Origin of the sequence: Prevotella heparinolytica, assembly GCF_002998535.1 — a bacterium.
Taxonomy (GTDB): Bacteria; Bacteroidota; Bacteroidia; order Bacteroidales; family Bacteroidaceae; genus Bacteroides; species Bacteroides heparinolyticus.
Window position 1 is genome coordinate 10,001 of the sequence record NZ_CP027234.1, and the last position, 13,500, is coordinate 23,500.

A 13,500-nucleotide genomic window follows, 5' to 3' on the forward strand; every position below is an offset into this window, starting at 1 on the left:
CTTGATTGATGATAACAAATACAGAATCTACGGATATATGCGGTCTTTATGGTTCGATACCGCAAATTCCCACATGATTCTGTACTCTGAAAGTCGCCATGGAGGTGTTTCGCAACACCCCCTGACGAGAAAAAAGAACAACCAAACTATTCCATTGTACGGATGGGCAAGTCCGCCACTCCGTTGTATGTGGCGTGTGTGCTTGCCAATCTTATTTTCGGCCCCGGAATCAAGGAACAGTAATTCAGTACATGACGTATTCTTGCTCTTTGTTGGGGGGTGAATTCTTGTATGTAACCAATCTCATAGTCCATGATGTTTAGTGACGTAAAGACTTTATCCCTTTCGCAGTCGTATCGTTGTGCCAACTCCTCGACGGCGCACCACTGCGGAGCTTAGGTCACAGAGCACATTCCACATTACTGCTGACGCTTATTTCTAACGTCGCCCCTTCGCAACTGATGCCGGAGAAAGAGGTGTCGGACAATTCCAACAACTCTTTCTCACCTTGTTTGCAATCAAAGAGAACAAGACATGCAATGACGGCTGAAACTAAGAACAGGGGTTTCGTGATTCTGCTCCTTTAATGATTTATATTTTCTATTTGAATCATATTTTCAAATGGAACAGGCTTTTATCAGGAAAACCCTTGCCCATTTTTATAGGGATATAACACTACAGTCTCTCCATCGCTGTTGGTCAGATGAAATGCTCCTTCTTTAATAGAAAATTTAAGGACTACGGTCTCAGTTTTCCCATCTTCATCGGTGCCAGTGATACTTAGCGTATCTCCTGATAGTTTCCATTTTATCTGAATCTCTCTTTCTTTCTTAAACCCTCCTTCATAAGAATCATCAAGGATGTATTCTGTGATCGTTCCGGTATGGTTCGCTTTAAATACCAGAATGGCAACTCCGCCCTCGTCATAGCTTATCCATTTACCTATCTGTATAAGATACTGTTCCGGCCCATTGCCGGAGGAAGCTATCTCCTTGATGCGTTCTGCAAAATCTTCCAGATCTGAATCCAACAGTTCATATTTAGAGCCTAAGCGATCCTGAATGAGTTCATTGACCGATTTGTTGAGTTCCGCAACCTGTTCTTGTGTCCAGTCGCCGAGGATGTCGAGAAAGTCTTTCTCGGCATCAAGCAGATCTGAATTGTAAGTCTCTGCAAGAGTCGATTTTAGAACTGTGGTCAACAGCTTGAAGTTTGTATTACATGCTTTTGACAGTTTTGCGCCGTCAAGATTGCCGTCGGCAAAGGAAATCAGCAGTTCTCCATTGTCATTGACGAAGTTATAGGCACTTTCTCCCCATTGAATGAGGTCGTCGGATGTGGCGATGACGAGCCCTACTCCGGCCTGAATAAGCTTCGGCGCAGCCGTAATCGCCAAGTCAATGGGGCGTATGTGGCATTGGTCGCAATAGTTTTGAAAGGCTTCGCAATAGGGCTTATGTTCACTCCCATGTCCGGAAAGTCCACCGGTGTAGTATATGTCCTTGAAGATGGCCGGCGCATAGCGGTCCAGCTTTCCGGTAGAGAAATCCGCCCAAAAATCTTTGACGTTGTAATTCTTGGGCAGATGGTCAGGGTCTATGGCGCCAAACAGTTCGCGCCTCACCTTGCTGTCTTTTATATTGATGCCCGCTTTTTTGATGACTCCCAAAGCTGCGTATCTCGGCAGGGCGGTGGACGACTCCATTGCTTTGTAGAAGTCGTAGCCTGCTTTTACTTGGGCGATTGTTCCGCGCGTCTTTGTCTGACTCTTGCCAAGTGCCGTCAGTAGTTCGTATATCTTATCCGGGTCGTTGTATGAGGCATCCGGATTGGCAAGGCCAAAAATCATGCGCATGCGCAACTCCTCGTACACCGAATAGAACGACTTGCCGTTTACGGACGTATCCATAAACTCATAATCGGCTTCCGTGTCGTTTTTCTCGCAAGAGGTGAAGACACACGCCGAGCATATCAGGATGAAAAATAATAAATACCTTTTCATAAGTGTACAGATGATAATGATTCTACGTTTCTTAATATAGCTTCTTCTAAGCAACAATCTTTTCTTCGGAAAGCCGGTTGAGGGTTCATGGCTGTTTCCTGATTCTTTGCCTTGAACCCTCTCTTGCTCTATATCCGGCAGATGTCAGAAGATGATTCCGAAAGTCAAGTCGAACGAGTTCACTTTTGTATGTGCGGTGATTTCATTCAAATCCATCGAATAACTGATACCACCTATGAACTTGTCGTTGAAACGGGCGCGTAGTCCGAAATGGAGGCCGAACTGCACACGCTTCCACGGCTCCTGTCCCGCCTTTTTCATCTCTTCCTTTGAGAAAACATCTACTTTGTCAAATTTTCCTATGATATTTCCCCGCAAATAGACTCCCGCATAGGGGTCGAGGTTGATATTGTCGGCAATCGGAAAAGTATAGATGGCGCTGACGGGTATCTTGGCGGATAACATGCTGAACTTGTCTTGAAAGAAATATTGGGCTATGACTCCCGGTTCGATGTAGAAGGGTGTATTGCCCATGTTGATGGCTTTGAGATAGCCGGCGGAGAGTCCTGTGAATCCGCTGCTGGCACTCATTCCTTCGGCACTGATTTTCCAACTGGATGCGTTGTACTGCACGATGAAGCTGCTGAATCCCTCGTAATCGGACGAGCTGTAACTTTTCTGCTGCTTCTGCGGCTGTGCTTTCTGTTGGCTTTGCGATTGCGTCTGCTTGTTCTGCTTTTTCGCTTTCAGTTGGTCGAGTGTAATCACTTGTTGTGCCGACATTGATGCGCAAACTACTGCGAATGCTGCCATCATTAAGAATCTGAATCGTTTCATAATAAATAGGATTTAAAAGTTATTGATACTAATTGGTTTGAATAATCAGGTACTTCGTGTTGCTCCAGAAAGCCTCCGGGTCTAAGATGTGGATTTCTGAAGCATCCTTGCTTGTGCGTACAATCTCGTAGGAAGACGAGGGCATGGTGGAGAGTACTTTCGGCTTGCCTGCCGGAATCTCCATTCCGCCAAAGGTACGTGTGTCTACTTCCGTGAAGAGTTCGTGCGGCAGGTCGTCATAGTTTATTTTCGATCCCTTCAGGATACCGTTTTCTTTCAGGATCTTCTTCGATCCCATCACGACAAAGCCTTTGCCTATCTTCGCACTGCTCAGTAGCTTCTCCTGCTCTTGCAACTTTTTGTTGAGCGTTTGGTTGTCCTGATTCAGCGAGCTTACCTTTCCACGCAGTTGGGCGATGTTCACGTTCTTCTGGCTCAAGTCGTTCTTCAGCTGGGTTATCATTTGGTCTTTCTCTTCAATCTGTCGGTTCAGATAGTCTATAAGCGTTTCCAGCTTCTTCATGTCCACACCTTTCGCTTCCAGCATTTCGGCCATCTTTTTTATCTTCTCGCGCTGCTCCATGAGCGTGTTGGCAAAGGATTCGAGGTTCTTCTTCAACTGTTCTTTGTCTACCAATGTCCCTTCCGGCCCTTTGTTTGAAAAGAAGAGCCTGCCCTCTTGTTTTGCAATGGTGTCGAGCCCTTCGGAGAGGGTAGACACAAACGAGGTCATCTGCTCCATGATGCTTTGGTTTTGGGCGTTCATGGCTTCCAAAGAGTCCACTTGCTTTCTCAATTTGTCGGTTGCTCCGCCACAAGCCGCCATGCCCGTCAGGGCGATGAGGGCTGTGGCTAAATACAGTAATTTTCTCATTGTATAATTTTTGGGTTGTTTTCTTGACGTTATTACGTGCTTCCTCTTTTACAGTGGATTGGCCGTGATCTCCATTTTAATGGTACACCTCACAGTGAAACTGGCAGTTACGGCACCGGATTTGGTTTCGGCTCTGCCACGTACAACAATCTTCTTGTTTTTCAGCAGGTTATTGCCTATCCTATCGAGTGTGCTTTGATCGGCCACATTGATGGTTGTTCCTTTCTGTTTCATTTCGGGCACGTCCACATCATTTCCTTTATACACGGTGCTGCCGTCTACTTTCAGTTCCAAGTCATACACGGCATTGTTGCCGTTGTAGGCGGGCACGCTCACAACGAGGCTCGTAACCTTGATTTTCTCCAAGTAGTCCATGTACTCTTTCAGCTCCTCGGCGTCGCTGAGTTTTACCTCCAACTGGTCTTCGCCCGACGTGTCGTTGTTTAACCTGACGGGAATGTTAATAGCCACTTCGGATTGAAATTCCACATCGGCCAATCCTTTTACCTTGTCGCATCCGCTGAATATGGCTAATGCTGCAAGCATGGCGAATAGTTTGATTGTTGCTGTTTTCATACTGAATCTTATTTATGATTGTTTGTAAAGCAGTAATTCTTCTATCTGTTAATTTATCAGAAGGTATAAGTCACGATGTATTGCTTTCCGTTGGAACTGGTGATTGTTACTTTGTCGAATACCTCCTCTGCCCCACCCGGTATGTAGAATGTGGCTTGGCCGTTGGAATTGCTGGCTTTGGTTTCCTCCTTCGAATAGCCATCGGTGCCGATGATATGGAAGTGTATGTTGCATCCGGCTATGGCAGGCATCAGTGTGGCGGTTACAGTTACGCTTTGTCCGGGCGACGGATTGGTCGGAGAGGCTGCTCCGTTTACGAACTTGATGTCGTCGCAACTGTTGGCTGCAAACGGTTTGTCCATTCTGCAAATCTCCGGTTTGGTATCGCTGTTGTTCACCTCCGAAGTCTTTACCAATTGTATGTCGAGCGTACGCTCGTTGCCGGCTTGGGGATATTTGAAGTTTTTAATTACTACGGGAGCGTATCCGCCATCTACGTGAAGCGATACTGTTGCACCTTCGGGAATCATGTGGGTAGGCAGATGTCCTCCTACGGTGGTTTTTCCCGTTGTCATATAATATGTACCTTCGCTGCTTTTGGTCTTGCTTTTTCCCCACCAACTACACATCCACGCTACTCCGGCTCCTACCACTGCCCCTACGGCGGTAGTGGCGGCTACTGTGACGACAACGGGGGCTGCGGCCACCGATAGAGCAGCACCGGTGATTAAGGCAGCACCGGTTCCGATAACTGCTCCTGTTCCTATATTTGCAGCCTTTTTAAGTTGCTCTTTTTGGAGCTTGTTCATGCCTGTGTGATATTCTTCAAGTGCATCTACTTCATCTACTTTTTTCTTTTCCTCATATTTTTTCTCTATCTTCTTGACCTCTTCCTTTGTTTCTTTAATCACATCTCCCACAGACTTCGCCAATCCCACGCTGAGACCGTTGTCTGTGCCCGGAATGAAGTCGTATACGCTGCAACTGAATTCGGCTCTTGTCTCCACTGTATGCGATTTGGTGAATGCTTCCCAATGGCTTTGCAGTTCGTTCTGTCTTTCCAGAGCCGCTACAAGCTGTTCGCCTGCTTTAATATATTCTTCCACTATTTTGCTTGCCTCTGCTACGGCAAGCTTTTGGAAGTTGGCCGATTCAAAGGCTTGAGTCTTGACGATATAGTCTTCAAGACTTCTGTTCATATCCACAATTTGAGTGTCGAATGCTTTCACATTTCCTTCGTATGTACTCAAATCTTCAGAGTCGCTCTTTTCGCAGGCCATAAAATGAAGCAGAGTAAAAGAGAGTATTCCCAATAAGGAGGTTAGCATGTATCTCCTTTTGACCGAATGCAAAAGAGACCGGTACTTCTGCACACCTTTTCTTCTTTTTTTGTACAATTTGCAGTTCTCTGTTTTCATAATTAATAAGTTTTAAGTTGTCCTACTCTGTCTTAGCTTTTCGGCTTCGCTACTCATGTTCTTGTGATTTTTACACAAAAAAAATTAAAATAGGCTTTGAGGGAACTAACAAAACGTACAAATCGACTAACAAAACGTACAAAGGTTCGTTTTAAGGGCATATTTTGAGGCTGTCGGAGGGAGGAGGGACAAAATTGTTAAATAATTCCCATATCAGAGTATGTCTGAGTCCACACATTAGTAAATCCAAGCTCACACTTTAGTAGGTCTGAACCCGCACTTTAGTTGGGTTAAGCCCGCACTTTAGTTGGGTTAAGCCCGCACTTTAGGCTTGCTACCCTCACACTTTAGGGAAGGTAAGCCCACGCTTTAGGAGAGCTAAGCCCGCACGTCAGGAAACCGCATCATTTGCAATGCTGTTTGTTCCATTGCTTGGGTGTGACACCCGTGTGTTTTTTAAAGATTCGGTAGAAAGATACTTCGTTTGTAAAACCTGACATCTCAAAGATTTCGAGTATGGAATATTCCGGGTCTTTCGAGGTGAGCAGCGATTTGGCATACTCCACCCGGTAGCTGTTGATGAAATCGGAGAAAGAGGTGTTAAGCTCCTTGTTGAGGTAATTGGAGATGTATGTCCGGTTGCTGCCTGTCAGTTTGGCAACGTCGGTGATGAGCAATCCTTTTTGACGGAAGAGCTGTCGGCTTTCTACGACCCGGCACATTGTTTCTCCGAGAAGAAGATATTCCGGATTGGTGTCTTGGGCAGTGAGGCCGTTCCTGCCATTGTCGATGATATTTCCGGCAACAGTTGTTGATTCGTCTTTTTCAGCCGTCGTTTGTTCGTCGTGGCAGAAGTCGATGGCGGTGAATTTTTGTTTGAAACCCACGTATGCCACAGAGAAAATCATGGTGCTGAAAATCACAGAAGGGATGATGACCATCCATGACCTTTGAATGAAAAAATCGCGTCCGATGTAGTTGGCTATGGCCGACAGAATGGTGAAGATTATGAATATGATCAGCAGTGAGCGTATCGGAGTCAGCGTTTTCTCCTCGGTATTGGCATAGAAGTTATTGACCTGCTTGTTGAATGCGGTGAGTCTTTTGGAACCGAAGTAGCATACCGGAATCAGTTGGATGGCATAAACTGTCTTCATGACGAGTAGCCTGAGGTATTGCGCTTGGGCGATGGCGGAATGCGTGACCTCTGATGCATCATGTTTGTAAAAACAGCTTTCTACGAAAGGAATCCGCTCATTGCCCATCATGATGTAGAGCACGGCGGCCGCCAGGCTGATAAGCAGGGCGGGGAGCAATACCCAATAATCCCGGATGCGCAGGGGTGTAGCGTCCGTAAGTTTGCGGATGTATAAGTAGTATAGCGGATAGCCTGCCAGTGTACAGAAAGTGTAGATGCTTTCGACGATGGAAAAAAGTTGGACATTTTTGTTGAAGTAAGCTGCATGCGAGAAGTAGAGCATGGCACAGACCAACATGAAACGGGTCAATAATCTCTTGGCGGGGTCTGCCGCACGATATTCCTTCAAGAAGATTACCGACCAAAAAAGGCACACTCCGAAAGGGAGGGTGGAGAATATGGCGTTTATCATTGTCTCTATTTTTTGATGAAACAAAGATAAATGTTTATGTATTAAATAAAAAATAAAACGTAAAAAAAGTTACATCACGAAAGCCATGATGTAACTTTTTTGTGTGATTCCGGATTCCCGGATTACAGTCTTGCCTGAATGGCTTTGGATTCCTCTTCGTACCCCGGTTTGTTGAGCAGGGCGAACATATTCTTCTTGTAGGCCTCTACGCCCGGTTGGTCGAACGGGTTGACTCCCAGAATGTAGCCGCTGATGCCGCATGCCTTCTCGAAGAAGTAGAGCAAACCGCCGATGCTCTCTTCGTTCAAAGCGGGAATGACGATGCGTATGTTGGGCACACCGCCATCGACGTGGGCAAGCTGTGTTCCCAGTTCCGCCATTTTGTTCACTTCGTCCACACGTTTGCCGGCGAGGAAGTTCAGACCATCGAGGTTCTGTGCATCGGTGGGAACTTCTAATTTATGGTTTGTTTTTTCTACCGAAATCACCGTCTCGTAGATGGTGCGTTCGCCCTCCTGAATCCATTGTCCCATGGAATGCAGGTCGGTAGAGAAGTCTACGGCGGCAGGGAAGATGCCTTTGTTTTCTTTGCCTTCGGACTCTCCGTAAAGTTGTTTCCACCATTCGCTCACGTAGTGCAGCTTGGGGTTGAAGTTTACGAGAATTTCAATTTTTTTACCGTTCCGGTAGAGTTCGTTGCGGGTAGCGGCATAGATGGCGGTAGGGTTTTGGGCAAACGGAACATCTTTGCCGCAAGCCTTTTCCATGGCTGTTGCACCGGCCACCAGCTTGTCGATGTCGAAACCTGCCACTGCGATGGGCAGCAGACCTACCGGAGTCAAAACAGAGAAGCGTCCGCCTACGTTGTCGGGGATGATGAAAGATTTATAACCCTCGTTGTCGGCTGTCACACGGGCTGCTCCTTTCTTGGCGTCTGTGATGGCTACGATTACTTTCTTTGCCATGTCCTTGCCTCGCTGGTCTTCGCATTGCTTCTTCAGGAGGCGGAAAGCCAGAGCTGTTTCGGTGGTGGTTCCTGATTTGGAGATGTTGATAATGCCGAATTTCTTGTCTGTCAAGTATTGGGTAAGTTCGTACAGATAATCTTCACCGATGTTGTGTCCTGCATACAGGATGACCGGCGCCGTTTTCTTGTCGTGCAACCAAGTGAAGCTGTCCGACAGGGCTTCTATTACCGCACGTGCACCGAGGTAGCTTCCGCCGATGCCGGCAACGACCACTACCTCGCAGTTATCGCGCAAGGTTTTTGCGGTGGCTTTCAGGTCGGCCAGATGCTCTTTGGTGATGGAAGAGGGGAGATGCAACCAGCCCAAGAAGTCGTTGCCTTTGCCCGTACCTTTCTCTAAAGCTTCCTGTGCAGCTTTTGCTTGAGCTTCATAGGCGAAGACTTTTTCTTTGGAAATGAATCCGAGTGTCTTTTCAATGTTTAAATCAATCATAATGTTCCAAGTTTTAAGTTCTGTATTCTGTAACGATTATTGTGGTTATTCTTGGTTGTCTTACCGGAAGGAGTCGGTGAGCAGCTTGATTTCAATCATCGGCGAGATGCGTTCGTACAGAATGTTGTACACGGCATCGACGATGGGCATGTTGACATGATAATGCTTGTTGATTTCCTTGATGCATTTTGTGCCATAGTATCCTTCGGCAATCATTTCCATCTCTATCTGTGCGCTTTTCACGGAGTATCCTTTGCCAATCATCGTGCCGAACGTGCGGTTGCGGCTGAAGTTGGAGTAGCCCGTCACTAACAGGTCGCCCAGATAGGCGGAGTCGTTCACGTTCCGGTTCAACGGATGCGCGGTTTGCAGAAACCTGTTCATCTCCTGTACGGCGTTGGACATGAGCACCGCCTGAAAATTGTCGCCATACTTCAGGCCGCTGCATATTCCGGCAGCAATGGCATATACGTTTTTCAGCACCGAACTGTATTCGATGCCGGCAACGTCGTTGCTGACGGAGGTCTTGATGAACGAGCTGCCCAGTTTGCGGGCAATGACACACGCCTTGTCGGTGTCGGGGCAGGCAATGGTGAGATACGACAGGCGTTCCAGAGCCACTTCCTCGGCATGGCAAGGACCTGCCAGCACGGCGATGTTCTCGGCCGGTACGCCGTATTCTTTGGTGAAATATTCGGATACAATCATGTTGTCATCGGGCACAATGCCTTTGATGGCCGTCATGATGAACTTATCCTTGATTTTGGTCTTCAGTTTTTTCAGGTGGACTTTCAGATAAGGAGAGGGGGTGACGAAGATGAGCGTATCGGATTCTCTCACAATGTCGTTGATGTTGGAGCTGAAATTGATGCGCTTGATGTCGAATTTGACGCCCGTCAGGTAGGCCGGATTGTGTCCGAGCCGTTTGAAGTCGGCAATACGGTCGTCGCGCCGCATGTACCAGTTTATCGACTCTGCTTGCGACAGAACCATTTTGGCAATGGCTGTTGCCCAACTTCCTCCGCCCATGATGGCTATCTTACCGGGTAGTTTCATGATAATTAATAATGAAAAAAGAAAAATGAAAAGCGGAAAGGAGGTCGGATGCCTTCCCTTTCTCACTTTTCATTATTAATTTTTTAATCTTTAATCGCATTTTTCCAGTCGGTAACGTCGTTTACCGTCGGGTTTGCCAGTTCCAGTTTATACTTCTTGTTGATGCCGCAAATGTCCATGTGGAGCTTTTGCGGGTTCACGTCTTTCATGTCGCTTACCAAGTTGTATCCGGCTTTTTGGATGACGGCCACCCACGCTTCAGGAATGCCCAGAGCCGTGAATTTGGCGGCAGCGTCTTTCGGCGTTGTCTTTTCGGGACGCATCTGCGGGAAGAAGAGCACTTCCTGAATGAATGCCTTTCCGGTCATCAGCATGGTCAGACGGTCGATGCCGATGCCGATGCCCGATGTGGGAGGCATGCCGTATTGCAGGGCTTTGAGGAAGTCCTGATCGATGAACATGGCTTCGTCGTCTCCCTTTTCGCTCAGTTGCAACTGGTCTTTGAAGCGTTCTTCCTGATCGATGGGGTCGTTCAGCTCGCTGTATGCGTTGGCCAACTCCTTGCCGTTTACCATCAGCTCGAAACGCTCGGTCAGCCCCGGCTTGCTGCGGTGCATCTTGGTGAGCGGACTCATCTCTACGGGATAGTCGGTGATGAAGGTAGGTTGTATGAAGCTGCCTTCGCAGAATTCGCCGAAGATTTCGTCGATCAGCTTGCCCTTGCCCATGGTGTCGTCAATCTCCATTTTCAGTTCCTTGCACACCGCCCGGATTTCGTCTTCGCTCTTTCCTTCGAGGTCGTGGCCCGTCTTTTCCTTGATGGCTTCCAGAATGGGCAGACGGCGGTAAGGAGCTTTGAAGCTGATGGTCTTGCCGTCTATCTCGGTCTCCGTACTTCCGTTTACGGCGATGCAGATGCGTTCCAACAGTTTCTCGGTGAAGCTCATCATCCAGTTGTAGTCTTTATATTGTACGTACAGCTCCATGCAGGTGAACTCCGGATTATGGTTTTTGTCCATGCCTTCGTTGCGGAAGTTCTTCCCGATTTCGTACACTCCTTCGAATCCGCCCACGATGAGACGCTTCAGGTACAGTTCGGTGGCGATGCGCAGATAAAGGTCGATGTCCAGCGAGTTGTGGTGTGTGATGAAAGGGCGTGCGCTGGCTCCGCCGGGGATGGATTGCAGAATCGGCGTTTCCACTTCGGTGTATCCGGCTTCGTCCAATACGGCACGCATGGTCTTGATGATGGCGGCGCGCTTCAGGAAAGTCTCTTTTACGCCGTCGTTCACGATGAGGTCTACATACCGTTGGCGGTAGCGCAGTTCGGGGTCGTCGAAAGAGTCGTATGCCACGCCGTCCTTGTATTTGACGATGGGCAACGGCTTGATGCTTTTGGAGAGTACGGTCAGCTTCCGGGCATGGATGCTGATTTCGCCCATCTGGGTGCGGAATACAAAACCCTCGATGCCGATGAAGTCGCCCAAATCGAGCAAGCGTTTGAACACGGTGTTGTACATCTCCTTGTCTTCGTCCGGGCAGATGTCATCGCGGGTGATGTACACCTGTATACGTCCTTTCGAGTCCTGCAATTCGATGAACGAGGCCTTGCCCATCACGCGGCGGCTCATCATACGTCCGGCCACGGATACCTGCCGGGGTTCGGCGTCGTCTTTGAATTCGTCTTTAATATCGGTGGAGAAAGCATTGGTTACATACTCTGCCGCGGGATAAGGCTCGATACCCATCGCGCGAAGTTCATTCATGCTGTTGCGACGAATGATTTCCTGTTCACTTAGTTCTAATACGTTCATTTCGCTATATTTCACTCAATTCGGGTACAAAAGTAAGAAACATTTTTCAGATATGCGAACCTTTTTCCAAATAATGCTTATGAGCAGAGAAGATGCCCGAGGGCCGGAAAACTGTGCGTGCGGCATGAGCTTCGCAAGAATCATGGGGCAGGGGATTCGGTGGCCGGAACAAATTCGACAAGGTTTCTGAAAACAGGAATTGCCGGGATTGCTTATGATGAGTGCGGCAAATGTGCGTTTGTTTTTCTTTTTATGTTACAAATAGGATGAAAAAAAGTTTATCTCCCGAAGCCATTTCATTTCAGTCCTTGAGTGAATGGGAATCAGTCGGCGACTGAAACGGTTTCACTCAGGGACTGAAATGGTTTCAGTCGCCGACTGATTGTACCCCCTCTCAGAATGCCTTCCGGGTGGGGTGAGAGGGGGAAATGAAAAGTCAGGAAATCTTGTTGTTCTGTGGTAAAAAAAAGAGACTAATCATTCGATTGAAAATAACTCCGGATTATTGAAAAAATATTCAGATAGGCAGAACTTAGGGGTAAATGATGAGTTTTCTATAAAATTCCACTACATTTGCAAAGTTTTTTAATATGGCATTATATAGACGTTACATATTATATATAGGTATATGCTTGGGCTTGCTTGTCTTTCCCTGCTGTATAGTAGGCGTTGAAGCCAAAGATTTTGTTGTCGTTATTGACGCCGGCCACGGCGGACACGACCCGGGAGCCGTGGGTAAGATATCCAATGAGAAAACCATCAACCTGAATGTGGCATTGAGGTTGGGAAGGCTGATTAAAAAGAACTGTCCCGACGTGAAAGTGATTTACACGCGCGAAAAAGACGTGTTTATTCCGCTCGACCGCCGGGCGGAGATAGCCAACAATGCCAAGGCAGACTTGTTCATCTCCATACATACCAATGCGTTGCCCAATAACCGGACCATTCAAGGGGCTTCCACTTGGACATTGGGTCTGGCAAAATCGGACGCCAATCTGGAGGTTGCCAAACGCGAAAACTCCGTTATCCTATACGAGAGCGATTACAAGACACGCTATGCGGGGTTCAATCCCAACTCCGCCGAATCGTACATCATTTTCGAGTTCATGCAAGACAAATATATGTCGCAAAGCGTACACTTGGCGGCTCTTGTGCAAAAACAGTTCCGCAACACCTGTAAGCGCGTGGACCGTGGGGTGCATCAAGCCGGCTTCCTCGTATTGAAAGCCAGTGCCATGCCCGGCATTCTGGTAGAACTCGGCTTTATCTCCACTCCGGCGGAAGAGCGTTACCTGAATACGGAGGAAGGCATCACATCCCTTGCCAACGGCATCTTTCGCGCATTCTTTACCTACAAGCGCGAACAGGAAATCCGGCTGAAGGGAAGCAGCAATACGGTTTTGCCGGAAGAGACGGAGGCGGTGGTTGATTCCGCACAAGATACTGCCGCCGACATTGTTCAGGCAGAACCGGAAAAAACGGTTGCTGCCTCCGCCGGCGTCGCCCGCTCCACCGGTGAATCTACAAAAAAAGCGGAAAAAAACACTTCTGCTGAAACAGAACAGAGTGGTATTGTGTTTAAAATACAGATACTTACCTCTTCACGACCTCTGGCAGGAAACGACAAAAGATTCAAGGGGCTGAAAGGTGTGGAGTCTTACCGCGAAGGCGGAATCTATAAATATACCTATGGAGCATCGTCCGACTATAATCAAGTACTGCGTAATAAGCGCGGCATTGCCGATAAATTTAAGGATGCGTTTATCATAGCTTTCAAGGATGGAGAGAAAATGAACATCAATACAGCCATCAGCGAGTTCAAGAAAAGCAGAAATAAATAAAACAAGATACAT

Annotated in this window: 11 protein-coding genes; 1 reads left to right on the forward strand and 10 read right to left on the reverse strand. The window is 47.6% G+C overall.

The window, feature by feature from the left end; genetic code table 11:
- Window positions 1-146 precede the first annotated feature (146 nt).
- The 10 genes from C3V43_RS14720 to lysS form a co-directional block, all read right to left on the reverse strand.
- Window positions 147-314 carry a hypothetical protein gene (locus C3V43_RS14720; protein ID WP_164996195.1) on the reverse strand — a complete coding sequence of 56 codons (168 nt, stop codon included), beginning with the start codon at window positions 312-314 and terminating at the stop codon, window positions 147-149.
- A gap of 323 nt (window positions 315-637) precedes the next feature.
- Window positions 638-2,002 carry a hypothetical protein gene (locus tag C3V43_RS00060; RefSeq protein ID WP_106068067.1) on the reverse strand — a complete coding sequence of 455 codons (1,365 nt, stop codon included), beginning with the start codon at window positions 2,000-2,002 and terminating at the stop codon, window positions 638-640.
- Between the two features lie 144 nt (window positions 2,003-2,146).
- Window positions 2,147-2,839 carry a porin family protein gene (locus tag C3V43_RS00065; RefSeq protein ID WP_129588714.1) on the reverse strand — a complete coding sequence of 231 codons (693 nt, stop codon included), beginning with the start codon at window positions 2,837-2,839 and terminating at the stop codon, window positions 2,147-2,149.
- Between the two features lie 28 nt (window positions 2,840-2,867).
- Complete coding sequence (locus C3V43_RS00070; RefSeq protein ID WP_106068069.1) at window positions 2,868-3,713, reverse strand: Cbp1 family collagen-binding glycoprotein adhesin; 846 nt, start codon at window positions 3,711-3,713, stop codon at window positions 2,868-2,870.
- 48 nt (window positions 3,714-3,761) lie between these two features.
- Window positions 3,762-4,289 carry a hypothetical protein gene (locus C3V43_RS00075; RefSeq protein ID WP_106068070.1) on the reverse strand — a complete coding sequence of 176 codons (528 nt, stop codon included), beginning with the start codon at window positions 4,287-4,289 and terminating at the stop codon, window positions 3,762-3,764.
- 56 nt (window positions 4,290-4,345) lie between these two features.
- The gene (locus tag C3V43_RS00080; protein WP_129588715.1) at window positions 4,346-5,617 is read right to left on the reverse strand and encodes a hypothetical protein; all 1,272 of its coding nucleotides are present in this window, start codon (window positions 5,615-5,617) and stop codon (window positions 4,346-4,348) included.
- Between the two features lie 494 nt (window positions 5,618-6,111).
- Window positions 6,112-7,317, reverse strand: a complete 1,206-nt coding sequence (locus tag C3V43_RS00085; RefSeq protein WP_106068072.1) for a helix-turn-helix domain-containing protein — start codon at window positions 7,315-7,317, stop codon at window positions 6,112-6,114.
- Window positions 7,318-7,439: 122 nt separating this feature from the next.
- Window positions 7,440-8,777: a glucose-6-phosphate isomerase gene (locus C3V43_RS00090; RefSeq protein ID WP_106068073.1), complete on the reverse strand. Its 1,338-nt coding sequence runs from the start codon at window positions 8,775-8,777 to the stop codon at window positions 7,440-7,442.
- Window positions 8,778-8,837: 60 nt separating this feature from the next.
- Entirely contained in the window at window positions 8,838-9,833 is a 996-nt protein-coding gene (locus tag C3V43_RS00095; RefSeq protein ID WP_106068074.1) for an NAD(P)H-dependent glycerol-3-phosphate dehydrogenase, read from the reverse strand.
- Window positions 9,834-9,916: 83 nt separating this feature from the next.
- Window positions 9,917-11,647: a lysine--tRNA ligase gene (gene lysS, locus C3V43_RS00100; RefSeq protein ID WP_106068075.1), complete on the reverse strand. Its 1,731-nt coding sequence runs from the start codon at window positions 11,645-11,647 to the stop codon at window positions 9,917-9,919.
- A 590-nt stretch (window positions 11,648-12,237) separates the two neighbouring features.
- Here lysS and C3V43_RS00105 point away from each other — a divergent pair.
- Window positions 12,238-13,488 carry an N-acetylmuramoyl-L-alanine amidase family protein gene (locus tag C3V43_RS00105; protein WP_106068076.1) on the forward strand — a complete coding sequence of 417 codons (1,251 nt, stop codon included), beginning with the start codon at window positions 12,238-12,240 and terminating at the stop codon, window positions 13,486-13,488.
- Window positions 13,489-13,500 lie beyond the last annotated feature (12 nt).